Genomic DNA, 23,706 nt, shown 5'->3' with positions numbered 1-23,706 from the left:
CTGAACCTGAATCTGAACCTGAATTTGGATCCATCGGAGGACCATCATGAGCAACACCGACAACACCGACAACACCGTCATCATCACCGGCGCCACCAGCGGCATCGGCCTGGGCTTGGCCGAAGCCTTCCTCAAGGCGGGCTACAACGTCGTCGGCACCGGCCGTTCCACCGAGCGCCTGCAAGCCACCGCTGAACGGCTGAATGCCGGCGAGCGCTTCCTGGGTGTCGCGGGCGACGTCGGCAAGCCCGAATCGGCGCGCCAGGTCTTCGCGCAGGCCATTGCCAAGTACGGCAAGGTCGACGTGCTGGTGAACAACGCGGGCATCTTCACGGCCAAGCCCTTCGTGCAGTTCACGCCGGACGAAGTGGAGGAGCAGATCTCCACCAACCTGAAGGGCGTGCTGTATCCGTCCCAGGAAGCGGCCAGGCACATGAGCGAACGCAAGCGCGGCAAGATCATCAACATCACCGCGTCTCTGGCGCTTCAGCCGCACGGCGGCGTGCCAGCGCTGCTGGCCGTGGCCCTCAAGGGCGGCATCAACCAGGCCACGCGCGCGCTTGCGCTGGAACTGGCGCCCCACGGCGTGACGGTCAACGCGGTCGCCCCGGGCGTCGTGGACACCCCGATGCATGCCGCCGAAACCCATGCCGCACTCGGCAGCCTGCACCCGCTGGGCCGCATCGCCAACATCGCCGAGATCAGCGACGCCGTGCTCTACCTGGCAAAGGCCGACTTTGTCTCCGGCACCGTGCTGCCGGTGGACGGCGGCTTCAGCGCAGGCCGCTGAAGCCGGCAGCCGCGGCCGGACGTGTGTCCTGCCGCGGCCCGGAATCCATCGCGCTCATCTCGAAACGTCAATCCATGCAGGAGGCCGCCATGCCTTTCGTCAGCATTCGCATTACCCGCGAGGGAACCACCGCCGAGCAGAAAGCCCAGGTCATCAAGGAAGTGACCGAGACCCTGGAGCGCGTGCTGCACAAACCGCCCGAATGGACGCACATCGCGATCGAGGAGGTGGATACCGACAACTGGGGTTTCGGGGGCCGCACGACCACCGAGATTCGCAAGCAGTCGAATCCCGCTTCAGTCCCCGGTGCGCAGGACAGCCGATAAGCCGCCTTGGGCGGAGAGATCGGGGCTTGGGAATCCATCACGCGCTCAACCGGCTTCGGGAGGTGCGGCTGGGCAAGCCCTCCATCAGGCACCGCGGACATCGCCTGGATGTGTGGCAAACAAGCGGGTATGTACCTCTGTGTGCCAGTGCGGCGGCCGGATACATGGCGATACACGCGGGGCCGAAGGCCGCCATACAATGGCGACGAAACCGACTGGCCGAACACGCCCAATCCTGCCGAGGTGAACCCGATGGAAGCGCACATCGACCATATCTTGATCGTCGATGACGACCGGGAAATCCGTGAACTCGTCTCGGCCTATCTCACCAAGAACGGCTTGCGCGTGACGGTGGCGCCGGATGGCCGCCACATGCGGTCGTTCCTGGAGGCCAATACCGTCGACCTGATCGTGCTCGATCTGATGCTGCCCGGCGATGACGGCCTGGTGCTGTGCCGCGAATTGCGATCCGGAAAGCACAAGGCCACGCCCGTGCTGATGCTGACCGCGCGCGACGATGAAACGGATCGCATCATCGGCCTCGAAATGGGCGCGGATGATTACCTCGCCAAGCCCTTTGCCGCGCGCGAGCTGCTGGCGCGCATCAAGGCTGTGCTACGCCGCACCAGGATGCTGCCGCCCAATCTGCAGATTACCGAAGCAGGGCAGATGCTCGCGTTTGGTCACTGGCAACTGGATACTACCGCGCGCCACCTGATCGACAGCGACGGCACCATCGTCACGCTGAGCGGCGCGGAGTACCGGCTGCTGCGCGTGTTCGTCGACCATCCGCAGCGCGTGCTCAACCGCGACCAGCTCCTCAACCTCACGCAGGGCCGCGAGGCGGACATGTTCGAGCGCTCCATCGACCTGCTGGTCAGCCGCCTGCGCCAGCGCCTGAGAGACGACGCACGCGAACCCAGCTATATCAAGACCGTGCGCAGCGAGGGCTACGTTCTTGCGATGCCGGTGCAGATCAAGGAGGCCCGCCAATGAGCACAACGAGCACAATGCGCACGCGCCTTTGGCCCTGGCCGCGCTCGCTGGGTTCGCGCCTGTTCCTGATCTTGCTTGCCGGGCTGGTGGTCGCGCATGGTTTGTCGTTTGGCGTGCTGTTCTCCGAGCGATACATGACAGCGCGCGAAGTCATGCTCGGCACGCTGGAGACCGATGTGGCCACCTCGATTGCCATCCTCGACCGCGTTCCCGCCGCCGAGCGTGCGCAATGGCTGCCGCGCGTGAATCGCGGCAACTATCAATACATATTGGGGCCGGGCTCACCTGGCGTGCCCGAGATGACGCCACGCGGCAAGGATATTGCCGAGCGGATCACCCAAGCCAGCGAAGGCCGCTTTCCCGTCACGGTGGAGTCGATCCCGGGCGACGGCAAGCAGCTGCAGGCGCACCTGACGCTGAGCGATGGCAGCGCCCTGACCATCGACGTGCATCCGCGCATGCTCCCGATCGCGCAGTGGCTGCCATATGTGCTGGTGATCCAGCTGTTGTTGCTGGTTGTGTGCTGCTGGTTCGCCGTACGCGTGTCGATTCGGCCGCTGGTGGCACTGGCCGATGCCGCTGATACGCTCAATCCCAACATGAAGTCACCGCCGCTGGCTGAAACAGGCCCCACCGAGCTGACGCGCGCCGCGCGGGCGTTCAATGCCATGCGCGAGCGCATCGCCCGGTTCATCGAGGAGCGCGTGCAGATCCTGGCGGCCATCTCGCACGATCTGCAGACGCCGATCACGCGCATGAAACTGCGCGCCGAGCTGGCGGAGGACTCCGAGGGCAAGCGCAAGATGGTGCAGGACCTGGCCGAGATCGAAAGGCTCGTGCAGGAAGGGCTGGCTTACGCGCGCGCCACGCATGGCGATGGCGAGAAGCCATCGCGAATCGACCTCGGATCGTTCATCGAGAGCCTGGCCTACGATTATCAGGACACCGGTAAGACAGTGAGCATCCTGCAGAACATCGGCGGCGCCATCGTGACGCGCCCCCATGCGCTGCGCCGGATCCTGACCAACCTGATCGACAACGCGATCAAGTTTGGCGGCGCGGCGGAACTGCGCGTGGACCACGAGCACGACACCGTGATCATCGAGGTGCTCGATCGCGGCTCGGGCATCCCGGAAGACAAGCTCGAAGCCGTGCTGCAGCCATTCGTCCGGCTGGAAAGCTCGCGCAGCCGCGAGACCGGCGGCTCCGGCCTGGGCCTCGCGATTGCCCATCAGCTTGCGGTGGCCATCGGCGGCTCGCTCAAGCTATGCAACCGTGAAGGGGGCGGGCTGGCAGCGATCGTCAGGCTAGGCTGATCAAAGGAGAGGGGGCAGGCCTGCTCGGTGGCTCGGCGGGGCCCCGGTTTCCATGTGTCGCTGTCCACCTCTAAGCAGCCTGGCCACGCTCGCGGCAACGTGCCTGACCAGGCAACCTGCCGTCAGAGCTGGCCTGCGTCGATCACGGCGCTGACAAAGTCCTGCGGCGCTTCCTGCGGCAAGTTGTGGCCAATACAGCCTGTGATGAGCCGATGCTGATACTTGCCTGAGAACTTGCTGGCGTAGGCACTCGGTTCCGGGTGCGGCGCGCCATTGGCGTCACCTTCCATCGTGATGGTTGGCACACCGATGCTCGGAAACGCAGCAAGCCGCCGTTCCAGATCGGCGTATCGGGCTTCGCCCTCGGCAAGGCCGAGCCGCCAGCGGTAGTTGTGGATCACGATGCTCACGTGGTCCGGGTTGTCGAAAGCCACGGCGCTACGATCGAACGTGCGGTCATCGAATTTCCATGTCGGCGAGGCGAGTTGCCAGATCAGCTTCGTGAACGCGTGCCGGTGCTGCTCATAGCCGATCCGCCCGCGCTCGGTGGCGAAATAGAACTGATACCACCATTGGAGCTCGGCCTGCGGCGCAAGCGGCTTTCGGTTGCCCTCGACACTGCCGATCAGGTAGCCGCTGACGGAAACCAGCGCCTTGCAGCGCTCCGGCCAGAGCGCCGCGATGATGCACGCCGTCCGCGCGCCCCAATCGTAGCCGGCGAGGATCGCCTTGCCGATGCCCAGCGCGTCCATCAGGGCGAGGGTGTCGAGCGCGAGCGCCACCTGCTCGCCATTGCGAAACGTCGCATCGGAAATGAAGCGTGTGCTGCCATAGCCGCGTGCGTACGGCACGATCACGCGGTACCCCGCCGCCGCCAGCGCCGGCGCGACGTCGACAAAGCTGTGAATGTCATACGGCCAGCCATGCAGGAGGATGACGGCAGGCCCATCGGCAGGACCTTCTTCGGCGTAGCCGATATCGAGTTCGCCGGCAGTCACCTGCTTGATCGTCGTGAATCGGGCATGCGTACCCGGCCGCGCGGTTGGCAGGCGTGCTGCCGTCTTGCTGGATTGCGCGTGCGCCAGGTCAGATAAGCCAAATGGCGCGGCGGCCAGCGTGAGCGCGGCCGAGCCAAACAGGCGGCGCCGTTTTTGATTGATCGGTTCGGACATGGTTCTCTCCATTGGGAATGCTGCCGATGGGAAGCATCGGCGACCGACGTATCGCGCCTGTTTCCCGAACCCTCTGATTTGAAACGTTGCGTATGCGGCAGGCCGCCGGATACAGAGCGATACAAAGCCACATCACGCATCGCGGTCCCGTGTCGCGTCTGCGCTACCTGGCGCAGGTTTTTTGTATGCGTCTGTATCACGCGGCAATCGGGATACATAGCCAGACAGAACCGGCCGCGACGTGCTACGTGCCTGATACGTCGACCGCCTTTAATACGTTCCGTGGCCCGATGCCGAGCACATGCGAAGCGATCTCCGGCCGCGCAATGCCCAGCGCAAACCCATCTCAAGGAAAACATCATGACCCGCATCGAGAACGTCCTGTACACCGGCAAAGTCCACGTCACCGGCGGCCGCGATGGCCAAGCCCATAGCGACGATGGCCGGCTGAATCTGACGCTGTCCTCACCGGGCAGCAGCGGCGCCGGCACAAACCCTGAGCAGCTGTTTGCCGCGGGATGGTCGGCTTGCTTTATCGGGGCAATGGGCCGCGCCGCCAGCCAGATGAAGATCAAGCTGCCAGCGGACCTTGCACTGGATACCGAGGTGGACCTCGGCACCACCGATGGCGCCTTTTTCCTGCAGGCCCGCCTGAACGTCAGCCTGCCGGGTCTCGACCAGGAGGTGGCGCAGGCGGTGGTTGAAGCGGCGCATCAGATCTGTCCGTATTCGAAAGCCACGCGCGGCAACGTCCAGGTTGAACTGCATCTGGTCTGACCCGCGCCGTGATCCGCCCGATGCCGCCGGGCGGGCGTCACGGCCAGCCTCCATGTGGTCGAAGTCTGCGCGCAGACGCCCCGGCTAACCGCCAATGGCCTGAAGCCGGCATCGCCCATTGACCGTAGCCAGGTGCGCTCCCATTGTCGGATTACATGCGGTAGACCACGCCGACCCAGGCGCTGCGCGGCGCGCCGGGCGCGACGAACAGTGCGCTGGCGTTGTCTTGCGGCGTCACGTGCGGACGCAGCAAGTTGCCGTTGGGAAACAGATCGTTAGAGATCTGGCCATAGGTCTCGTAACGGCGGTCGAACAGGTTGGCCACGCGCGCATAGATCTCGAAATGCTTGTTGACGCGGTAGGACGCCCGCAGGTTCACCGTGGCGTATCCGGGCGTGCTCCAGTCCGCGTACTTGGGCGCCTTGCCGGGCTGCGGGTCGGCGCGCAGGCCGTCTTCGTTGCCGCTGGTCACGCTGCTTGACACGCCAACCAGGTCGACGCCCAAGGTCAATTCGGGCAGTGCCTGCCAGTCCGCGCCCAGCTTGATGGTGTGGCGCGGCAGGCCGGCCATGCGCATGCCCGGCTTGACGTCGATGGTCCGTTCGCCCACCGCGAGCTGCCCGGTGGCCTGGTAGGTGGCTTCGAGATAGCTGTAGCCGAGGCGCAGCGTGACATTGCCAAAACGCTGCCGGGCGGACAGGTCGAAGCCCTGGTTGCGGGTCCGGTCGAAGTTGGCGAAGTAGCCCTGCTGCGTGTTGGGTGCGCGCAAGAAGAGGATGTCATCGTGGTTATCAATGCGGTAGAACGAGCCGGATACTTCCGTGTCCTTCGAGGGCCGCCAGCGCGCGCCCACTTCATAGGAATGCGAGACGACCTGCTTGAGGTAAGGGTCGGCCTGCAGGCCGGCGGGCAGGCGGCAGGGCTGGGCGGGATCGGCGCAACCCAGCTCCAGCACCGTCGGCACGCGGTTGTTCTGGGCATAGCCGCCAAATAGCGAGACCCCGGCGCCCAGCTTCTGCGTCATGCCAAGCGCGGGGTTGAGCCGGCGGTAGGTGAAGCTCTCGCTCGGCTGCTCGCTGCCGTCGCTGTTGCGCAGCGTATTGTTCACGGCCACGTGGTTCCAGCGGGCCGAACCCGTCACGAAGGTGCTGGGCGTCACGGCCCAGGTGTCCGACAGGTACACGCCAATCGCGCGCGAGGTGCCGCTGACGCCGGAGAACAGTTCGTTCGGTGCATTCGGGTCCGCGATCACGCCGCGGTCGTCGGTAAAGGTGCCTAGCTGCTCATACTGCGAGTAAGTCAGGCGGCTGCGGTCGAACGTCAGCCCGGCGTTGAGCAGGTGCTTTTCCGTCTCCTTGGCGAAGCTGAACGCCATGCCGACGGACTGCTGCCACATGTGCGTGGTGTTCAGCACCGCCGGATCCAGCGCCGCGCCTTCGCTCCGGGTGTAGCCGCAGCGGGACTTGCGCGGGCTGCCGTCGGCCTTGAAGCCATCTTCGCAGTCTTCCGCGTAGGCGTCGTAGACCGGGTTCACGTCCCCGTTGGTGGTATCGCGGCGGCTGGTGCGCACATAGGCGAGCACGGCGGCGCTGGTCTTGTCGTCGAACCAGTGGCGGCCGTTGAAGGCGGCCTGGGTGACCATGTTCTCGGTTTTGTCGGGATAGGTATAGACGGCGCCGCGATTGCTCTCGTAGAGCCCGGGCAGCATGGCATTGCCGCTAGCGCGGTAGCTGGGCACCAGGCCGTTGCCGATCAGGGTGCTGCGCCCGTGCAGCATGGAGACGTCCCAGCTGTTGGTCTCGCCCTCAAACCCGGCCTTGAGGAACAGGTTGCCGAGCCGGCCTTCGGCATGATCGCGCCAGCCGTGTTCCTGGAACAGGGTGCCGGCGGCGAAGGCGTGCCAGCCGCTGTCGCTGCGGATGCCGCCCGACAGGTCGGCGCGCTTGCGGTTGCCGCTGCCATAGGAGAGATCGGCGGTGAAACCGGGGGAAGTGAGGCCAGAGCGGGTGGTCATGGCCAGCGCGCCGCCGAGCGTGTTGAGGCCGTAGGCGGGGTTGGCGCTGGAAACCAGCGAGACGCTTTCCAGGGCGGCTTCGGGAATCATGTCCCAGCTCACCACATCGCCGAAGGGCTCGTTGACGCGGATCCCGTCCAGGTAGATAGATAGCCCTTGCGGCACACCCGGGATCGACGAGGCGCGAAAGCCGCGGTAGGTGACATCGGTCTGGAAGGGGCTGCCCTGGATGTCGTTGACGTTGACGCCGGTGAAGTTACGCGCCAGGTATTCGGCGAGGGTGCCGGTGCGCGTGCCGTTCAGGTCGTCGCCACTGACCGTCTGCACCGTGTACGGCACCAGGTCGCGGTCCACGCCAATGCCCGGCAGCGGTGCGGTGGCTACCACCATGACTTCGGGCAGCGTGGCACTGTCCCCGGATTGCACACCACTGTCCTGTTGTGCAACAGCGGGCAGGGCGGCCAGCAATGCCACGGCCAGTGCGATGGCAGTGGCCGCGCCGCGCCGTGGCGCGCCGCGGCGCAGGGTCGCGCGTCCCGGCGGGGTCCTGCGCCTGGGTGGGGGTAGGTTGGCTGGCATCTTGCATCTCCTCGGAATGATTGGCCGGGGCACCTGCGTTGGGTGCCGGCTTGGGGGAAACAACTTGAGGGACGGGGAGCAGGTTCCGTACCTCGGGCTTCGGGAAAACCTCCCGATCCGCAGGCCATCCCTACCGTCCACTGCAACCTCCCGGGGGCGTCATTGCCATGACGATGTCTCGCTATCTGTTAAGCCGCGCCATCTGGATCTGCGCGGCCTGCCTGTGCTGCGCGCTGGTGGTGGCGCTATGGCTCGCGGTGCGCGCCATCGACGACGAGCGGCGTGGCGCGCACGCCATGGCGAAGCTGATTCCGCGCCTGTCGGCCTTGCAGACGGCGGCGCCGGCCGCACGCGAGGCGCATCTTGCCGCCCTGCGCACCATCAACGCATCGGCGCAAATGCGCCATTTGTGGCTGCATCTGGAGGATGCAACGGGCCAGGTGCTGGTGAGCGCGCCGCAGCCACGGGATAGCTCCCCCTTGGGCGGCCTGCTTGCGCTTCCGGGTTTGGGTGCCGATGCGGCGCGGCTGGAAAGCAGCTGGCAGATCCACACCCGCGACGGCGCCACCTACCGCGCCGCCTTGCGCTGGAATCCGCAGAGCGAAATCCGGGAAGCCAGCGGCGACATGGCCGCCAACCTCGCCGTGCTGGCGCTCTATGGCGCGCTGCTACTGCTTGGCATCCACTGGGCCCTGGGACGGGCCCTCGCGCCCCTGCAACAGATCCTGGCGGCTATCCGGGGCTACGAAGACAAGGACTACAGTGCCCGCCTGCCGCCCATGCGCACGCGCGAGATGGACCAGCTCCGCCGCGCGCTCAACCACCTGGCCGGCACGCTGGACGAAACCCAGGCAGAGCGCCGCGCGTTGAGCCGCAAGCTGCTGACCGCCCAGGAAAGCGAGCGCGCGCGCCTGGCGCGAGAACTGCACGACGAGTTCGGCCAGGTGCTCACCGCGATGCGCGCCGATGCCGCCTACCTGGTGCGCAAGAGCGTCCATGAGCCCGTGCTGCAACTCGTTGCCAACGACCTGGCCGGGCATTGCGCCAGGATCCAGCACGAGGTACGCCATCTGCTGCACCGGCTGCGGCCGCACGGCGTGCAGCCCGACGGCCGGCTGGCTTCGGTGGAGCGCCTGCTGCAGGATCTGGTGCAGGCCTGGCGCGACCAGCCGGGCCAGCAGGTGCAGGTGGACTATGCGGTGGCGCTTGGCGGCGTGGCGCCGGGCCCGGACCTGATCCTGACGCTGTACCGCATGACGCAGGAAGCACTGACCAACGTGATGCGCCATGCCGGCGCACGCCGCGTGGCGATCCGCATTGCTGCCACGGCCGCCGGGCAAGCGGTGCGCTGGAGCGTGGAGGACGACGGCCAGGGCATTGCCGACGTCGCCGCGGCCCTGCAGCGCAGTCATGGCCTGCGGGGCATGCAGGAGCGTGCATGGGCCCATCTCGGCACGCTGCACATCGAACCTGCCTGCGCTGCGGCCCTCGCCACACCCGGCTGCCGCCTGAGTGCGAGCTTTCCGCTGGTGCCGCAGGCCTGCGCCAAGCCGGTTCAACCGGTTCAACCGCATGGGAGCCAGAGCGAATGAAAACGATCGACGTCGTCCTTGCCGATGATCACGCGGTAGTGCGCACCGGATACCGTCGCTTGCTCGAACTCGAGGAAGGGGTGCGCGTCGTGGCCGAGTTCGGCGATAGCGATGCCGCCTACGCCTGGCTGGCGCAGCATCCCGCCGACGTGCTGATCCTGGACTTGTCGATGCCCGGGCGCGGCGGCATGGAAGTGCTGCAGCGGCTGGGCGCGCGGGTGCCCGCATTGCGGATCCTGGTGTTCAGCATGCACGACAGCGCCGCCATCGTTAGCCAGGCCATGCGGGCCGGCGCCGCCGGCTACCTGACCAAGAGCAGCGCGCCGGAGGCCTTGGTGGATGCGGTGCGCAAGGTGGCCAACGGGCGGCAGGCGCTGTCCGACGATGTCGCGGGCCTGGTCGATGCCGGCAGCCAGCTGCCGCCCCACCTGGCCTTGTCGCCGCGCGAGTTCGACCTGTTCCGCCTGTTTGCGCGCGGCACGGCGATCGAGGAAGTGGCCGCGCAGCTCTACCTCAGCACCAAGACGGTGGCGAACTACCAGACGCTGATCCGCAAGAAGATGGGCCTGGCCAACCGGGTCGAAATGCATCGCTATGCGGTGGAGCACGGCTTCGGCTGAGCCTCTGTGTCAAAACGGGACAGCGCTGCCCCGCGCGCGCAAGCCGTGTTCCGTGGCGGTACAACGCTCGCCAGCGCACTGCACAACGCGCGTCCCTGCTTGATTGGCAGGCGCCCTCCGGGACGATGCGGGAGAAGGCCTGGCGGCGCACAGCGCTCATGCTGCACCGCAGATGGTATCGGCCTTGCTCCTCTAACTGGCATAAACACTTCCACCTCCTGCCACGCCATGCTTCGTCGCCTTGCTTTCGCGCTGCTGCTCTGCCTGGGGTTGTCCCATGGGCTGGCCAATGCGCTGGCCGCGCCGGCGGAGGACGCGCAACGCTTTCCGGTGCGCCCGATCACGTTGATCGTGCCATGGCCGGCGGGCGGTGCCACCGATATCTCGATGCGTGTGCTGGCGGAGCTGGCCGGGCGCGAGCTCGGCCAGCCCATCGTGGTGGAGAACAAACCGGGCGCCGGCGGCACGCTGGTGGGCGGCGCGCTTGCCGCCGCGCGGCCGGATGGCTACACCATCGGCCAGTTGCCGCTGACGGTCTATCGCTTCCCGCATCAGCAGAAAACCGCATGGCAGCCGCTGCGCGACATCCAGCCGGTGCTGATGATCTCCGGCTACACGTTCGGCATCGTGGTGCCCGCGGACAGCCCCTTCCACACGCTGGATGACCTGATTGCCTGGGGCCGTGCCCATCCCGGGGCGCTGACGGTGGGTTCCACCGGCATCGGCACCACCGCGCACCTCGCCATGGAGGATGTGCTCGGGCGCAGCGGCGTGCGCTATGTGCACGTGCCTTACCGCGGCACCGCGGACCAGATGCTGGCGGTGGCCAATGGCTCGCTGATGGCGGGCGTGAACTCGACCGGCTTCGCGCCCTTCGTGGACAGCGCTCGGATGCGCCTGCTGGCCGTGTTCAGCGCGCAGCGCTCGGCGCGCTGGCCCGAGGTGCCGACCGTCAGCGAGCTGGGCTTCGACCACGCGATCCACAACTCGCCCTATGGCATCGGCGTGCCGCGCGGCACCAACCCGCTGATCGTCAGCCGCCTGCACGACGCGTTCCGCATCGCCATGTACCAGCCTCGCCACGTGGCCGAGCTGGCCAGGTACGACCAGGAACTGACCTACCTGAACACCGCCCGGTACGAAGCCTACCTGCAGCGCGCCTGGGACGTTGAGCGGCGCTTTGCCGAGCGGGTGGGCACGGCGCTGCCGAAGGAGCACCTGTGATGGCCCCGGAATCCCAGCTGGCGCTGCGCTGTGAGGCCGTGCGCAAGCGCTTTGGCAACCAGCATGCGCTGGACGGCGTTTCGCTCGACGTGCGGCGCGGCGAATTCGTTGCGCTGCTGGGCCCCAACGGCGCAGGCAAGACCACGCTGTTCCAGATCCTCAGCGGCTTGTTCGTGGCCGACGCGGGGCGGGTCACGGTCATGGGGATGGATATGCGGCGCCACCCGGTGCGCGCGCTGGCCCGGCTCGGCATCGTGTTCCAGCAGCCGGCCATCGACCTGGACTTGTCGGTGCTGTCCAACCTGCATTTCCATGCCGGCCTGCACGGGCTGCCGCGCCGCGTTGCCGCCGGGCGGATTGCCCGGCTGCTGGAGGATTTCGGCCTGGCCGAGCGGGCCGGGGCGGCCGTGCGCGAGCTCTCGGGCGGCAACCGGCGCAAGGTGGAGCTGGCGCGCGCGCTGTTGCACGAGCCTGCCGTGCTGCTGATGGACGAGCCCACTGTCGGGCTCGATCCGGCCTCGCGCGCGCAGCTCGTTGCCGATGCGCGCCGGCTTGCCGCGCAGGCGCAAGCCGGCGTGCTGTGGGCCACGCACCTGGTGCAGGAGGTCGAGCAGGCGGATCGCGTGATCGTGTTGCATCGCGGCGCGGTGCGCTTCGATGGCACCCCGGCCGCGCTGCGCGGCGCCGCCGAGCGTGACAGCCTGGAGCAGGCCTTCCTGGCCCTGACTACCTTCCCCGCATCGCCTGTCCGTGCCACCGAGCGAGCCACCGAGCGCATCCCCGCATGAACAAGCCGCCCACCCTTGGCTTTATCGCCTGCGCCACCGTGGCCGCCATGCTGCTGCTGATTGCCGCCGGCGTGGCCGGTGCCGCCGAAAGCCGCAATGCCACCGGGCAGGTCTTCGTCTCCAGCGAAAAAGACGATGCCGTGGCCGCTTATAGCGCCGCCAGCAGGCAACTGATCGCCGTCTGGCGGCAATGCAAGCGCCCGCGCCACCTGCAGCTGTCGCCGGACCGGCGGCGCCTTTACGTGGCCTGCAGCGACGATAACCGGGTGGACGTGGTCGACGTGGCGAGCCGCAAGACCGTGGCCTCGCTGCCGGTCGGCGACGATCCGGAACTGTTCGACCTCAGTCCCGACGGCCGCACGCTCTACGTCTCCAACGAGGAGGACGGATTGCTGTCGGCCTACGACATCGCATCCGGCAAGAAGGTGTTTGCCATCAAGGTGGGTGAAGAGCCCGAGGGCGTGAAGGCCAGCGCGGATGGCAAGCGGGTGTACGTCACCTCGGAAGTGGCCAACCTGGTCCATGTGATCGACGTGGCATCGCGCAAGCTGATCAGGAATATCCAGGTCGGCAACCGCCCGCGCCGCCTGCTGCTGGCCATGGACGGCAAGGAGCTGTGGGTGACCAATGAACTGGCCGCCAGCGTCAGCGTGATCCGCACCGATACGCTGGAAGTGGTGCAGACCATCGCCTTCACGCCAAAGGGCTTCCGGGCCGAGGACGTGACCCCGGTCGGGCTGGTCGCCAGCAGCGATGGCAAGCGCGCCTATATCGGGCTGGGCCGCGCCAATCACGTGGCCGTGGTCGATGTGGCTTCGCGCCGGGTGCTGGACTACATGCTGGTGGGCCGCCGCGCCTGGGGCCTGGCGCTGACACGCGATAACGCCTTGCTCTACGTGGCCAACGGGCTGTCGGATGACGTCAGCGTGGTCGACACCGCAAGCCGCAAGGCCGTGACCACGCTCAAGGCGGGCAGGGTGCCGCATTCGGTGGCGATCGATGACTAGCCCGGCGACCGGGCTGCGCTGGCTGGCCGTGTTCGCGTGGCTGGCGGCCACCGCGCACGCGGCTGACGTACGGGTGGCCGTGGTTTCCATGGCCGACGATGCGCGCTATGCGCCCAGGCGGATGGAGCAACGCTATCCCGGCCAGCAGCAAGGCCGTCCCGTGGACGGCGCGCGCGTGGCAGCGGCGGAATCGCGCTTTGCGCTGGAAGCCGCCGGGCAGGTCTTGCGGCTCGATGCGCAGGAAGCCGGCAGCGAAGCCGAGGTGGGGCCGATGGTAGCCGCGCTGGCGCGCCAGGGCACGCGCTTTATCCTGCTCGACCTGCCGGCTCCGGCGGTCAGGCTGGCGGCGCGCGCGGTCAAGCCCGGCGAAGCGCTGCTGTTCAACGTTTCCGCCGCCGACGATGAACTGCGCGGCGCCGGCTGCGCTGCGCACCTGCTCCACACGCTGCCCAGCCAGCGCATGCAGGCGGATGCGCTGATGCAATACCTGGCACTGCGAAAGTGGCGCCGTGCGCTGTTGCTGAGCGGGCCGTCGCCGCAAGACGCGGCGCAGCGCGCCGTGCTCACGCAGGCAGCCCGCCGCTTTGGCATTACGTGGTCGGCGCAGCGCGCGTTCAAGCTGTCGAACGATCCGCGCGAGCGCGAGCTGGGCAATCTCAGCCTGCTGACCACCGGCGTGGACTACGACGTGGTGGTGGTGGCCGATGCCGACGGCGAGTTCGCACGCAGCGTGCCCTACGCCACCCAGTTGCCGCGCCCGGTGGTGGGTGCCAGCGGCCTGACCGCTCAGGCCTGGCACTGGGCCTGGGAGCGCAACGGCGGGCCGCAGTTGAACCGGCGTTTTATCAAGGCAACGGGCCGTCCCATGACCGGATACGACTGGGCCGCATGGGTGGCTGTGAAGGCGATCGCCGAAAGCGTGGCGCGGCAGCCCAAGGGCGGCTTTGCCGGGCAAGCCGAGGCCCTGGTCACCGAAGCGGTGGTGGTGGATGGCTTCAAGGGGCCGCCGCTGTCCTTCCGGCGCTGGGACCGCCAGCTGCGCCAGCCGGTCCTGCTGGCGCATCCCGACGGCGTGGTCGGCGTGGCCCCGGTGGAGGGCGTGCTGCATCCGAAGAACAATCTCGACACGCTGGGCGCCGACGCCGCCGACACCGCGTGCCGGCCAGGCAAGTAAGGAGGCGACGCCCGAGCCATGACTACCACCCTGATCCACGCCTGGCGCGCCTTGCGCGCGGTGGCCGGGCGCGAATTGCACAAGTTCTTCCGGCAGCCTGGACGGTTGTTCTCGTCCCTCGTGCGGCCGCTGCTGTGGCTGCTGGTCTTCGCGGCCGGCTTCCAGAACGCGCTCGGCGTTGCCATCGTGCCGCCCTATGACACCTATGTCGAATACAAGGTCTTTGTCACGCCCGGCCTGCTTGGCATGATCGCGCTGTTCAACGGCATGCAGTCCTCGCTGGCGATGGTGTACGACCGCGAGATGGGCGTGATGCGCTTGCTGCTGACCGCGCCGCTGCCCAGGGCCTGGCTGCTGGCCTGCAAGCTGGCCGCCGGCACTTTGCTTTCGTTGCTGCAGATGATCGCCTTCTTGCTTGTCGCCATGGCCTTCGACGTGACCTTCGCGCCGGCATGCCTGCCCGGCGCGCTGGCGGTGATGGTGCTGGCCGCGCTGATGCTGGGGGCGTTGGGTTTGCTGCTGTCGGTGCACGTGCGGCAACTGGAGAACTTCGCCGGCACCATGAACTTCGTGATCTTCCCGATGTTCTTCATCAGCTCGGCGCTGTATCCGCTCTGGAAGCTGGAGGAGTCCGGCGCCACCGTGGTCTACCAGCTCGCGCGCTTCAATCCCTTCACCCATGCCGTGGAAGCGATCCGCTTCGCCTTGTACGGGCAGGCCGCGCCAGTCAGCCTCGCGGTGGTGGCCGGTTGCACGGCAGTGTTTTTCGCCTTGGCGCTGCTCGGCTACGACCCGCAGCGCGGGATGGCGCGCCGCGTGCGCCAGGCCGGGGGGGCGGCATGAGGCATGCCGTGCCGCTGGCGGCTTGCCTGGCCTTGGCCGCAGCGGGCGCGTGGGCATTGGAGAGCCGCGATCCGTTGCAGTCGCCGCAATGGCCGCTGGTGCACAAGGAAGCGCTGCAGCAGGCACCGTTCATGTTCGACAGCCGCGTCAAGGTCACCGGGCCGGCCTTTGCCGAAGATCCGATGCGGGTGCCGATCGCCTTCGATGCATCGGCGCTCGGCGAGGTGGATCGCATCGTGGTGGTGGTGGACCGCAACCCGATCCGCAAGGTGCTGGAGTTCGAGCCGCTCAAGGTGCGCCCCTCGCTGTCGTTCCGCTTCAAGCTGGAGCAGGCCTCGCCGGTGCGCGTGGCGGCCCGCACGCCGGACGGCGTGTGGCATGTGGGCGGGGTGATGGTGGATGCCAGCGGCGGCGGCTGCACGGTGCCGGGCGCGACCCGCCGCGACGGCTCATGGAGCACCACGCTGAACCGGGTCGAATCGCGCGTGTTCCCCGGCCTCGGCGGCGCCGGTGGCCGGGTGCGGCTACGCGTGATGCACCCGATGGACACCGGGCTGGTGGCCGGTATCCCCGCCTTCCATGTGGAGTCGCTGAACCTGCTCGACGCCACGCGGGAAGCGATGCTGCGGCTGACGCTATACGAACCGGTCGCTGAAAACCCGATCTTCTCCTTCGACCTGCGCGGGGCCAGCGAGCGCGGCATGACGGTGACCGGGCGCGATAACAACGGCAACCGGTTCGCGGCGCAGGTGACGCCATGAAGCGCGTGCTCGGTATCCTGCTATGGCTGGCAGCGCAGGCGGCGCTGGCGCAGGCGGGGGACTATCGCCTGGCGCCACGCCAGGTCGCCGCCGACGTGTGGCTGCTGGAAGGGGCGAACGCGGATTTCGCGCCGGACAACGGCTGCAACATCATCAACACCGCCTTTATCGACACGGGTGATGGCGTGGTGGTGATCAATACCGGGCCGTCGCGCCAATATGGCGAGCAGCAGCGCCGTGCCATTGCTTCGGTCACGGCGGCGCCGGTACGGCTGGTGCTCAATCTGAACCTGCATCCGGACTACTTCTTCGGCAACCAGGCCTATGCCGACGTGGGCGGCAGCGCGCTGGCCGGCACCATCGACGGCGCCCGGCGCGAAGGGCCTGCCTATGCCGACAACCTCTATCGCCTGTGCGGCAACTGGATGCGCGACACCGAACCGGCGCCGCCGCGCCACGTGCTGACCCCGGGCCGGCGCACGATCGGCAGGCACACCTTCGATCTGATCCGGATGGACGGCCACACCGCCGACGACCTGGTGATCGTGGACCGCAGCGCCGGCATTGTGTTCGCGGGCGGCGTGGCGTTTCGCGAGCGCGTGCCGACCACACCCCACGCGGATCTCAAGCGCTGGCTGGCCAGCCTGGACCAATTGCAGGTGCTGCTGCGCGACAGCGGCGCGCGGCTGCTGATCCCCAGCCACGGACCGGCGCTCGGCAGCGCGGATGCCGTCGCGCAGACACGCGGCTACCTGCAGTGGCTGGATGCCCGCATGACCCAGGCGGCAGCCCAGGGGCGCGACTTGGCCGAGGTGATCGCCATGCCGGTGCCGCACGCATATGCACGCTGGGGCGCCATGCCGGCGGAGTACGTACGCAATGTGACGCACCTCTACCCGGCGTATGAGGACGCCGCGTTGGGACGCTGAGTCAGGGCAGGTGTGCTGTTCAATTCCGCAACAACGGCAGCGGAGTGTTCCGCGCTGGTACGCCATCCAGGCATTGGCAGGCTGCCGCGGGCCCGGATGCGGGTGTTTTCCATTGGCATGGGAATTGCCAAGAGTCTGTCTGGTGTGCGTGGCACACCGGCGAAGATCGACAACAAGAGAGAGGAGCAGACAATGAGGACGTTACGCGTGATGATGGTGCTCGCGGCGACTACCGCGAGCCTGGTGGCGCAGGCCGCGGTGACCGATGCCATGATCGAGAACGACGCGAAGTCGCCGGGCGACGTGCTGTCGTGGGGGATGGGCCCGCAAGGCCAGCGCTTTTCCACGCTGAACCGCATCAACACCAAGAACATCGGCCAGCTGGTGCCGGCGTGGTCATTCTCTTTCGGCGGCGAGAAGCAGCGCGGGCAGGAAGCGCAGCCGTTGATCCACGACGGCAAGATGTTCGTGACCGCCTCCTATTCCCGCATCTACGCGCTCGACCTGAAGACAGGCGCCAAGCTGTGGAAATATGAGCACCGCCTGCCCGAGGGCATCATGCCCTGCTGCGACGTGGTCAACCGTGGCGCGGCCCTGTACGACAACCTGGTGATCTTCGGCACGCTCGACGCGCAACTGGTGGCGCTGGACCAGAAGACCGGCAAGGTGGTGTGGAAGGAGAAGATCGAAGACTATGCTGCCGGATACTCCTACACGGCGGCCCCCCTGATCGTCAAAGGCATGGTGCTGACCGGCGTCTCGGGCGGCGAGTTCGGCGTGGTGGGACGGGTCGAGGCACGCGACGCCAAGACCGGGCAGATGGTGTGGTCCAGGCCAGTGGTGGAAGGCCATATGGGCTACAAGTATGACAAGGACGGCAACAAGACCGAGAACGGTGTGACCGGCACCCAGAACGCCAGCTGGCCCGGCGAGACCTGGAAGACCGGCGGCGCGGCCACCTGGCTTGGCGGCACCTACGATCCGCAGACCGGCCTTGCCTACTTCGGCACCGGCAACCCGGGGCCGTGGAACAGCCACATGCGCAAGGGCGACAACCTGTATTCGGCCTCGACCGTTGCGCTCGATCCCGCCACCGGCAAGATTGTCTGGCACTACCAGAACACCCCGAACGATGGCTGGGACTTTGACGGCGTCAACGAGTTCGTGACCTTCGACCAGGACGGCAAGCGCCTGGGCGGCAAGGCCGACCGCAACGGCTTCTTCTACGTCAACGACGCCACCAGCGGCAAGCTGGTGAACGCCTTTCCCTTCGTCAAGAAGATCACCTGGGCCAGCAGCATCGACCTTAAGACCGGACGACCCAACATGGTCGCGGAAAGCCGGCCGGGCGACCCGGCGGCGGGCAGCGATCCGAAGAAGGGCCAGTCCGTGTTCGCCGCGCCGGGCTTCCTCGGGGGCAAGAACCAGCAGCCGATGGCCTACAGCCCGCAGACCGGCCTGTTCTATGTGCCAGCCAATGAATGGGGCATGGATATCTGGAACGAACCCGTGGGCTACAAGAAGGGCGCCGCCTTCCTCGGCGCCGGCTTCACCATCCATCCGCTCAACGAGGACTACATCGGCTCGCTGCGCGCGATCAACCCCAAGACCGGCAAGATCGAGTGGGAAGTCAAGAACTACGCGCCGCTGTGGGGCGGGGTGATGACCACTGCCGGCGGGCTGGTGTTCTGGGGCACGCCGGAGGGCTACCTGAAGGCCGCGGATGCCAAGACCGGCAAGGAACTGTGGAAGTTCCAGACGGGCAGCGGCGTGGTGGCGCCTCCGGTTACCTGGGAGGAGGGCGGCGAGCAGTATGTGGCGGTGGTGTCGGGCTGGGGCGGCGCCGTGCCGCTGTGGGGCGGGGAAGTCGCCAAGCGCGTGAATTTCCTGGAGCAGGGCGGATCGGTGTGGGTGTTCAAGCTGCACAAGAGCTGAATGTTGCCGGACACCATGTAGCGTAGCTGCCCTGCGCGTGCCGGCATCGCACACCGGCGCCGGCACGCGCAAGGGCGGGTCGATGATCAGAGCATTGGGACGTAGATATGCAGAAGGCGAAAGGATTCCTGCCGTTGACGGCCACGGCCACGGTCGCGATGGTGGCGATGGTGCTGTGTGCCACCCGGGTCGAAGCGGCGCCCGATATGCAGGCGCTGGCCGACAAGAGCGGCTGCTTTTCTTGTCACAGCATGAAGACCAAGGTAGTCGGGCCAGGCTTTGCCGAGGTAGCGGGCAAGTACAAGGGCGACGGGGAAGCACCCGAGCGGCTCGCGAAAAAGATCCGTGAGGGCGGGAAAGGCGTTTGGGGACGGATTCCCATGCCGCCACACGATCAGCTCAGTGAGACGGATGCCAGGAAACTGGCAGAGTGGGTTCTGAGTATCGGATGAGCATTGGAGGAGCATTGGAGGAGACCGGTGTCAGACCTGACGGTCGGATAAAAACCGGAGACGAAGGAAGGATTCGCAAGGACGTTTCACATCGGCCCGCATGGCTGCCCAGGCACGGTGTGAAACGTCTTTGATTTTTCTGTTCTCGATTTTCTATTTACCTCTTTCACTACCAGCGCAGTCCGCTTCGCTGCTTAGCCTGAGCGAATTCCCATCGCTGCGGAAGACCATCCCGTGCTCCCGGCCGCGCGCCTGTGCCTCGGCCAGCCTGCCCTGTAGCACGATCTCCATGACCTTCCCATGGTCTCCCGACCGATCGCACACCGGATCCGTGGCGGCGGCATCGCCGGTCAACAGGAACGCCTGGCAGCGGCACCCGCCATGGTCTTGCGCCTGCGAGTCGCAGGAGCGGCAAGGCTGCGGCAGCCAGTGCGTGCCGCGAAAACGCTGGAAGGCGTCGCTGTTGCGCCATATTTCACGCAGCGATTGCGTGGTGACGTTCGGCAGGTCGAGCCCGGGCAGCATGCGGGCCGCGTGGCAGGGCAGCGCGACGCCGTCGGGCGCCACGCCAAGGAAGGTGGTGCCCCACCCGTTCATGCATTTCTTGGGCCGTTGCTCGAAGTAATCGGGCACCACGAACAGGATCTTGCACCGGTTGCCGATGCGTGCGCGGTATGCATTCACGACCGCTTCGGCTTCGCGCAGCTGCTCATGCGTGGGCATCAACGCCTGCCGGTTCTCCCAGGCCCATCCGTAATATTGGGTGTTGGCCAGTTCCAGGTATTCGGCGCCCATCTCCAGCGCCATCTCGATGATGGCGCCGACATGGGGCAGGTTATGCCGGTGCAGCACGCAGTTCATCACCATCGGATAGCCGTGCGCCTTGATCAGGCGGGCCACGCGTTGCTTCAGGTTGAAGGTACGGGTGCTGGAGAGAAAATCGTTGAGTTCGCGCGTGGAGTCCTGGAACGATAGCTGGATATGGTCAAGCCCGGCGACGCGCAAGGCGGCCAGCCGCGCATCCGTGAGGCCGATGCCGGAGGTGATGAGGTTGGTGTAAAAGCCCAGCCCGTGGGCATGTTCGACCAGTGTTTCCAGGTCTTTGCGCAGCAGGGGTTCGCCGCCCGACAGGCCCAGTTGCACGGCGCCCAGTGCGCGCGCTTGGGTGAAGACGTCGCGCCACTGGGCGGTGTCGAGCTCGGCATCATGCCGGGCATAGTCCACCGGGTTCGAGCAGAAGGCGCAATGGAGCGGGCAGCGGTAGGTCAGTTCCGCCAGCAGCCATAGCGGCGGCCCCGGCGGCGCCATGGCTGCTGGCGGCTCAGACCAGCCAGCCGCGTTCGATGGCATGTTTGACAAAGGCGTGTACCTCCGGTGCGATGCCCTGCACGCCGAAGGCGGACTGCAGGTCGTCGATCAGCATGTCGAGAGTGTGGCTGCCGTCGCAGCGCTGCAGGATGGCAGCCGCGCTGTCGTTGAGCGTGACCATGCCTTCCGGATACAGCAGGATCCAGCTCTGCTGGGCGTCTTCCCACTGCAGGCGAAAGGTCCGGTGCAGCGTCGGCTTGGTCAGGTCGGCTTCGGTCGGGGTCATGGTTGGGCGAGTTGGATGGCGTCGAGCATCGACCACAGGATGTCGAGCTTGAATTGCAGGATGTCCAGCGCGCGCTGCTGCTGCTCCGGCGTGCGGAAGTAGCCAAGCGTCACGCGCAGGCCGTGATCGACGTCGCGCTGCGCAAGCGGAATGCGCGAGCGGAAATAATCCAGGCCTTGCGCTTCGATCCACGGATAGTGCCCGGGCCAGCCGGCCAGGCGCTCCTTGTGGATTTCCGGGGCGAACATCTCGGTCAGCGAGGAGCACACGGCCTCCTGCCAGGGCGAGCGCCGCGCGAAGTTCACATAGGCGTCGACGGCGAAGCGCACGCCGGGCAGCACGTGCCGGTGCGACCACAGCGCATCCCGCGTGAGTCCCACCGCCTGGCCCAGCCGCAGCCAGGCTTCGATGCCACCTTCCTGGGTGTCTGTGCCGTCATGGTCCAGGATGCGCACAACCCACTCGCGGCGCGTGGCGCGGTCGGGGCAGTTGGAGAGCACGGCAGCGTCCTTGAGCGGGATGCTGGTCTGGTAGTAGAAGCGGTTGGCCACCCACGCGCGAATCTGCGCCGGCGTGCATTGCCCGGCCGCCATGCGCAGGTTGAACGGGTGGTGGATGTGATAGCCCGTCTCTTTCGCGCGCAGGCGCGCTTCGAATTCGGCGGGGCTCCAGGCCGTGGCTTGTGTCATAGCGAGATTTCCATGCCGTCGTAGGCCACCTCGATGCCGTGGTCCGCCAGCAGGCCGCGCTGCGGCGAGTCGTCCACCAGGATCGGGTTGGTGTTGTTGATGTGGATCAGGATCTTGCGTGCCTTGGGCAGGCGGTCGAGCGTCTCGATCATGCCGCCCGGGCCGGACAGCGCGAGATGCCCCATGTCCGCGGCGGTCTTGGCGGAGAAGCCAAGCTGCTGCATCTCATCGTCGCGCCAGCAGGTGCCGTCCACCAGCACCACGTCGGCGCGCTGCAGTTCGTCGAGCACGCGCGGCTCGATGCGGCCCAGCCCGGGCGCATAGAAGGCGCGCCGGCCGGTGGCGGCATCGACAATGCGCAGCCCGATATTGTCGCCACGCTGCGGCGCGTTGCGGTTGGGAGAATAGGGCGGCGCCTTGCTCTCCAGCGGCACCGCCGTGAGCATCACACTATGGAGCGGTGGCACCGTGAAGGGCGCGTCGTCCAGGGCCAGCGTGTGCGTGTCCAGCCCGCAGTAGTGCGACAGCATGCGTGTCAGCGGGAACGCTGTGCCGAGATCCTGCAGGACCGCCGCGGTGGCGTAGACCGGCAGCGCTTGCCGATGCTCGCGCAACATCAAGAGGCCGGTCACGTGATCGATCTGCGCATCCATCAGCACCACCCCGGCAATGCCAGTGTCGCGCGGCTGGCGCGCCGGCTGCAGCGCTGGCGCCTGGCGCAGCTGCTCGAGGATGTCGGGGGAGGCGTTGACCAGCACCCAGTCCTGCCCTGCGTCGCTCAAGGCGATCGACGACTGCGTGCGTGGCGTGGCGCGCAGCGTGCCGTTGCGTACGCCATCGCATTGGCGGCAGTTGCAGTTCCACTGGGGAAAGCCACCGCCTGCGGCCGATCCCAGGACCCGGAGTATTGTCATGGCGCGTATCGATAGGGTTCGTGACAGAGTCGAAGAGCAAAAAGCCCGCCAGCGAGAAAAAAGGCCCGCGGGGAGCGGGCCTTGCCAGGTTGGCGCGTTCAGGCAAAGAGGCTCAGCGGTTGGCGATGTACATCGTGATCTCGAAACCCAGGCGTAGTTCTTTGTAGGCGGGGGTGGTCCAGTTCATGTCTCCTCCTCAGGGGTGGCATAGTTAGTGAATGCATCGTGTTGTCTTGCGGCGGACATCGCCGCGTTCTTTCCGAGGCAACATCCATGCCCGCAGCGCCGCCGCCATCCCACTGTTCTTTTCTCCGTATGCGGGATGGCCACCGCATGCATGTGCGACAGGCTGGCTCGGCCACGGGTGATCCTTGGCTGGTGCTTCACGGCGGGCCGGGCAGCGGCTGCAGCCCGTCGATGGTGGCGTGGTTCGATCCGTTGCGGCACCGCGTAGTGATGCCTGACCAGCGTGGCGCGGGCCGTTCGCGGCCCGCCGGGACGCTGCGCCGGAATACGGCGGGCGCGCTGCTGGCAGACCTGGAGCAGTTGCGCCGAGCGCTTGGCGTCCAGCGCTGGAGCGTGGTGGGCGGATCCTGGGGTGCAGCGCTGGCGCTGGCCTATGCCGCGCGCTATCCCGACGCGGTGGCGGCCCTGGTCCTGCGGGGCGCTTTCCTGACTGGCCGCGACGATATCCATCGGCTTTTTTCTCCGCGCGGCGGCGCAATGTTGCGGCGCGTCATGGCAAGGGGCGAGCGGTCGTCCGATGCCCGGGCCCGCCTGCTCACTGTGTCGCGAGTGTTGCAAAGTGGTACGACTGTTCAAAAACTGGACACTGCCGGACAGTGGCAGCGCGCCGAACGGCGGATGCTGGGTCTTGGCCGGACGCAGCTGGTGCGCCAGCCGTGGCGCGAGCGCATGGCGACGGTGGACAAATACCGGGTCCAGGCGCATTACCTGCGCCGCCGCGCCGGGCTGGGCAAGCCGGCGCTGCTGAAGGCAGCGGCGCAGATCGGCGCGCGGGACGTGCCGGTGACGTTGCTGCATGGCCGTGCCGATGCGGTCTGCCGGCCGGCCAACGCCGTGCGTTTGCAGGCGGTCATGCCCCAGGCGCGGATGGTCTGGGTGCCTGGCGGACACTTGCCTGTCGGTGCCATGGCCGAGGCCCTGCGGGCCGCCATTCGCGCGGCGGGCCGGCAGCGGTGACGGATCCCACC

General features: G+C 67.1%; 24 protein-coding genes. 17 read left to right on the top strand and 7 right to left on the bottom strand.

The window, feature by feature from the left end; all coding sequences use genetic code 11:
• Positions 1–46 precede the first annotated feature (46 nt).
• From AC1Q7Q_RS12200 to AC1Q7Q_RS12185, 4 genes are all read left to right on the top strand, one after another.
• Positions 47–790 carry an SDR family NAD(P)-dependent oxidoreductase gene (locus AC1Q7Q_RS12200; protein WP_492372478.1) on the top strand — a complete coding sequence of 248 codons (744 nt, stop codon included), beginning with the start codon at positions 47–49 and terminating at the stop codon, positions 788–790.
• A gap of 89 nt (positions 791–879) precedes the next feature.
• Complete coding sequence (locus AC1Q7Q_RS12195) at positions 880–1,116, top strand: tautomerase family protein (RefSeq protein WP_492372479.1); 237 nt, start codon at positions 880–882, stop codon at positions 1,114–1,116.
• A 252-nt stretch (positions 1,117–1,368) separates the two neighbouring features.
• Positions 1,369–2,112, top strand: a complete 744-nt coding sequence (locus AC1Q7Q_RS12190) for a response regulator (RefSeq protein ID WP_492372480.1) — start codon at positions 1,369–1,371, stop codon at positions 2,110–2,112.
• 14 nt (positions 2,113–2,126) lie between these two features.
• The gene (locus AC1Q7Q_RS12185) at positions 2,127–3,428 is read left to right on the top strand and encodes an ATP-binding protein (protein ID WP_492372529.1); all 1,302 of its coding nucleotides are present in this window, start codon (positions 2,127–2,129) and stop codon (positions 3,426–3,428) included.
• Positions 3,429–3,550: 122 nt separating this feature from the next.
• Here the strand turns inward: AC1Q7Q_RS12185 and AC1Q7Q_RS12180 are convergent, their stop codons facing one another.
• Positions 3,551–4,600, bottom strand: coding sequence for an alpha/beta hydrolase (locus tag AC1Q7Q_RS12180; protein ID WP_492372481.1), 1,050 nt, complete (start codon positions 4,598–4,600; stop codon positions 3,551–3,553).
• A 360-nt stretch (positions 4,601–4,960) separates the two neighbouring features.
• Here AC1Q7Q_RS12180 and AC1Q7Q_RS12175 point away from each other — a divergent pair, with 360 nt between their 5' ends.
• The gene (locus AC1Q7Q_RS12175) at positions 4,961–5,377 is read left to right on the top strand and encodes an organic hydroperoxide resistance protein (RefSeq protein WP_492372482.1); all 417 of its coding nucleotides are present in this window, start codon (positions 4,961–4,963) and stop codon (positions 5,375–5,377) included.
• Positions 5,378–5,528: 151 nt separating this feature from the next.
• On the opposite strand, the gene AC1Q7Q_RS12170 is transcribed toward AC1Q7Q_RS12175, so the two are convergent.
• Positions 5,529–7,970, bottom strand: coding sequence for a TonB-dependent receptor (locus AC1Q7Q_RS12170; RefSeq protein WP_492372483.1), 2,442 nt, complete (start codon positions 7,968–7,970; stop codon positions 5,529–5,531).
• A 167-nt stretch (positions 7,971–8,137) separates the two neighbouring features.
• Here AC1Q7Q_RS12170 and AC1Q7Q_RS12165 point away from each other — a divergent pair, with 167 nt between their 5' ends.
• The 11 genes from AC1Q7Q_RS12165 to AC1Q7Q_RS12115 all read left to right on the top strand — a co-directional run bounded on the left by AC1Q7Q_RS12165 (position 8,138) and on the right by AC1Q7Q_RS12115 (position 19,295).
• Positions 8,138–9,562: a histidine kinase gene (locus tag AC1Q7Q_RS12165; RefSeq protein ID WP_492372484.1), complete on the top strand. Its 1,425-nt coding sequence runs from the start codon at positions 8,138–8,140 to the stop codon at positions 9,560–9,562.
• A complete protein-coding gene (locus AC1Q7Q_RS12160; protein ID WP_492372485.1) occupies positions 9,559–10,182 on the top strand; it encodes a response regulator in 624 nt (207 codons plus the stop codon). Before AC1Q7Q_RS12165 ends, AC1Q7Q_RS12160 begins: the two co-directional genes overlap by 4 nt.
• 228 nt (positions 10,183–10,410) lie before the next feature.
• Complete coding sequence (locus AC1Q7Q_RS12155; RefSeq protein ID WP_492372486.1) at positions 10,411–11,406, top strand: tripartite tricarboxylate transporter substrate binding protein; 996 nt, start codon at positions 10,411–10,413, stop codon at positions 11,404–11,406.
• Positions 11,406–12,194, top strand: a complete 789-nt coding sequence (locus tag AC1Q7Q_RS12150) for an ABC transporter ATP-binding protein (RefSeq protein ID WP_492372487.1) — start codon at positions 11,406–11,408, stop codon at positions 12,192–12,194. The genes AC1Q7Q_RS12155 and AC1Q7Q_RS12150 overlap by 1 nt, the downstream gene beginning before the upstream one ends.
• Positions 12,191–13,201, top strand: coding sequence for a PQQ-dependent catabolism-associated beta-propeller protein (locus AC1Q7Q_RS12145; protein WP_492372488.1), 1,011 nt, complete (start codon positions 12,191–12,193; stop codon positions 13,199–13,201). The genes AC1Q7Q_RS12150 and AC1Q7Q_RS12145 overlap by 4 nt, the downstream gene beginning before the upstream one ends.
• On the top strand, positions 13,194–14,375 hold the full coding sequence (locus AC1Q7Q_RS12140; protein WP_492372489.1) for an ABC transporter substrate-binding protein: 1,182 nt from the start codon (positions 13,194–13,196) through the stop codon (positions 14,373–14,375). The genes AC1Q7Q_RS12145 and AC1Q7Q_RS12140 overlap by 8 nt, the downstream gene beginning before the upstream one ends.
• 18 nt (positions 14,376–14,393) lie before the next feature.
• Positions 14,394–15,218 (top strand): ABC transporter permease, encoded by an 825-nt coding sequence (locus AC1Q7Q_RS12135; protein WP_492372490.1) that lies wholly within the window; start codon positions 14,394–14,396, stop codon positions 15,216–15,218.
• Positions 15,215–15,979: a quinoprotein dehydrogenase-associated SoxYZ-like carrier gene (locus AC1Q7Q_RS12130; protein WP_492372491.1), complete on the top strand. Its 765-nt coding sequence runs from the start codon at positions 15,215–15,217 to the stop codon at positions 15,977–15,979. The genes AC1Q7Q_RS12135 and AC1Q7Q_RS12130 overlap by 4 nt, the downstream gene beginning before the upstream one ends.
• The gene (locus AC1Q7Q_RS12125; RefSeq protein ID WP_492372492.1) at positions 15,976–16,908 is read left to right on the top strand and encodes a quinoprotein relay system zinc metallohydrolase 1; all 933 of its coding nucleotides are present in this window, start codon (positions 15,976–15,978) and stop codon (positions 16,906–16,908) included. Before AC1Q7Q_RS12130 ends, AC1Q7Q_RS12125 begins: the two co-directional genes overlap by 4 nt.
• A 192-nt stretch (positions 16,909–17,100) precedes the next feature.
• On the top strand, positions 17,101–18,843 hold the full coding sequence (locus AC1Q7Q_RS12120; protein ID WP_492372493.1) for a PQQ-dependent methanol/ethanol family dehydrogenase: 1,743 nt from the start codon (positions 17,101–17,103) through the stop codon (positions 18,841–18,843).
• Between the two features lie 158 nt (positions 18,844–19,001).
• Positions 19,002–19,295 (top strand): c-type cytochrome, encoded by a 294-nt coding sequence (locus tag AC1Q7Q_RS12115; protein ID WP_492372530.1) that lies wholly within the window; start codon positions 19,002–19,004, stop codon positions 19,293–19,295.
• 153 nt (positions 19,296–19,448) lie between these two features.
• Here the strand turns inward: AC1Q7Q_RS12115 and pqqE are convergent, their stop codons facing one another.
• From pqqE to pqqA, 5 genes are all read right to left on the bottom strand, one after another.
• A complete protein-coding gene (gene pqqE, locus AC1Q7Q_RS12110) occupies positions 19,449–20,645 on the bottom strand; it encodes a pyrroloquinoline quinone biosynthesis protein PqqE (protein WP_492372494.1) in 1,197 nt (398 codons plus the stop codon).
• Positions 20,617–20,889: a pyrroloquinoline quinone biosynthesis peptide chaperone PqqD gene (pqqD, locus tag AC1Q7Q_RS12105; protein ID WP_035862268.1), complete on the bottom strand. Its 273-nt coding sequence runs from the start codon at positions 20,887–20,889 to the stop codon at positions 20,617–20,619. The genes pqqE and pqqD overlap by 29 nt, the downstream gene beginning before the upstream one ends.
• Positions 20,886–21,578: a pyrroloquinoline-quinone synthase PqqC gene (gene pqqC, locus AC1Q7Q_RS12100; protein ID WP_492372495.1), complete on the bottom strand. Its 693-nt coding sequence runs from the start codon at positions 21,576–21,578 to the stop codon at positions 20,886–20,888. The genes pqqD and pqqC overlap by 4 nt, the downstream gene beginning before the upstream one ends.
• Positions 21,575–22,492, bottom strand: a complete 918-nt coding sequence (pqqB, locus tag AC1Q7Q_RS12095; RefSeq protein WP_492372496.1) for a pyrroloquinoline quinone biosynthesis protein PqqB — start codon at positions 22,490–22,492, stop codon at positions 21,575–21,577. Before pqqB ends, pqqC begins: the two co-directional genes overlap by 4 nt.
• A gap of 112 nt (positions 22,493–22,604) precedes the next feature.
• Positions 22,605–22,679 (bottom strand): pyrroloquinoline quinone precursor peptide PqqA, encoded by a 75-nt coding sequence (gene pqqA / locus AC1Q7Q_RS12090; protein WP_006161450.1) that lies wholly within the window; start codon positions 22,677–22,679, stop codon positions 22,605–22,607.
• 86 nt (positions 22,680–22,765) lie between these two features.
• On the opposite strand from pqqA, the gene AC1Q7Q_RS12085 reads away from it, so the two are divergent.
• Positions 22,766–23,695, top strand: coding sequence for an alpha/beta fold hydrolase (locus AC1Q7Q_RS12085; protein WP_492372497.1), 930 nt, complete (start codon positions 22,766–22,768; stop codon positions 23,693–23,695).
• Positions 23,696–23,706: the final 11 nt, after the last annotated feature.

This window comes from Cupriavidus sp. GW823-FHT07A04 (assembly GCF_058794615.1).
Note: the sequence above shows the minus strand (reverse complement) of the source record. Positions and strands in the feature narration are given on the sequence as shown.

Bases quoted from the DNA above. Each gene is read 5' to 3' on its own strand.
- AC1Q7Q_RS12140 (WP_492372489.1), top strand. From the start codon at position 13,194: ATGACTAGCCCGGCGACCGGGCTGCGCTGGCTGGCCGTGTTCGCGTGG.
- AC1Q7Q_RS12165 (WP_492372484.1), top strand. From the start codon at position 8,138: ATGACGATGTCTCGCTATCTGTTAAGCCGCGCCATCTGGATCTGCGCG.
- AC1Q7Q_RS12085 (WP_492372497.1), top strand. From the start codon at position 22,766: ATGCCCGCAGCGCCGCCGCCATCCCACTGTTCTTTTCTCCGTATGCGG.
- AC1Q7Q_RS12135 (WP_492372490.1), top strand. From the start codon at position 14,394: ATGACTACCACCCTGATCCACGCCTGGCGCGCCTTGCGCGCGGTGGCC.
- AC1Q7Q_RS12160 (WP_492372485.1), top strand. From the start codon at position 9,559: ATGAAAACGATCGACGTCGTCCTTGCCGATGATCACGCGGTAGTGCGC.
- AC1Q7Q_RS12130 (WP_492372491.1), top strand. From the start codon at position 15,215: ATGAGGCATGCCGTGCCGCTGGCGGCTTGCCTGGCCTTGGCCGCAGCG.
- pqqD (WP_035862268.1), bottom strand. From the start codon at position 20,889: ATGACCCCGACCGAAGCCGACCTGACCAAGCCGACGCTGCACCGGACC.
- AC1Q7Q_RS12175 (WP_492372482.1), top strand. From the start codon at position 4,961: ATGACCCGCATCGAGAACGTCCTGTACACCGGCAAAGTCCACGTCACC.
- AC1Q7Q_RS12115 (WP_492372530.1), top strand. From the start codon at position 19,002: ATGGTGGCGATGGTGCTGTGTGCCACCCGGGTCGAAGCGGCGCCCGAT.
- pqqE (WP_492372494.1), bottom strand. From the start codon at position 20,645: ATGCCATCGAACGCGGCTGGCTGGTCTGAGCCGCCAGCAGCCATGGCG.
- AC1Q7Q_RS12145 (WP_492372488.1), top strand. From the start codon at position 12,191: ATGAACAAGCCGCCCACCCTTGGCTTTATCGCCTGCGCCACCGTGGCC.
- AC1Q7Q_RS12185 (WP_492372529.1), top strand. From the start codon at position 2,127: ATGCGCACGCGCCTTTGGCCCTGGCCGCGCTCGCTGGGTTCGCGCCTG.
- AC1Q7Q_RS12170 (WP_492372483.1), bottom strand. From the start codon at position 7,970: ATGCCAGCCAACCTACCCCCACCCAGGCGCAGGACCCCGCCGGGACGC.
- AC1Q7Q_RS12150 (WP_492372487.1), top strand. From the start codon at position 11,406: ATGGCCCCGGAATCCCAGCTGGCGCTGCGCTGTGAGGCCGTGCGCAAG.
- AC1Q7Q_RS12120 (WP_492372493.1), top strand. From the start codon at position 17,101: ATGAGGACGTTACGCGTGATGATGGTGCTCGCGGCGACTACCGCGAGC.
- AC1Q7Q_RS12200 (WP_492372478.1), top strand. From the start codon at position 47: ATGAGCAACACCGACAACACCGACAACACCGTCATCATCACCGGCGCC.
- AC1Q7Q_RS12190 (WP_492372480.1), top strand. From the start codon at position 1,369: ATGGAAGCGCACATCGACCATATCTTGATCGTCGATGACGACCGGGAA.
- AC1Q7Q_RS12125 (WP_492372492.1), top strand. From the start codon at position 15,976: ATGAAGCGCGTGCTCGGTATCCTGCTATGGCTGGCAGCGCAGGCGGCG.
- pqqC (WP_492372495.1), bottom strand. From the start codon at position 21,578: ATGACACAAGCCACGGCCTGGAGCCCCGCCGAATTCGAAGCGCGCCTG.
- AC1Q7Q_RS12195 (WP_492372479.1), top strand. From the start codon at position 880: ATGCCTTTCGTCAGCATTCGCATTACCCGCGAGGGAACCACCGCCGAG.
- AC1Q7Q_RS12180 (WP_492372481.1), bottom strand. From the start codon at position 4,600: ATGTCCGAACCGATCAATCAAAAACGGCGCCGCCTGTTTGGCTCGGCC.
- AC1Q7Q_RS12155 (WP_492372486.1), top strand. From the start codon at position 10,411: ATGCTTCGTCGCCTTGCTTTCGCGCTGCTGCTCTGCCTGGGGTTGTCC.
- pqqB (WP_492372496.1), bottom strand. From the start codon at position 22,492: ATGACAATACTCCGGGTCCTGGGATCGGCCGCAGGCGGTGGCTTTCCC.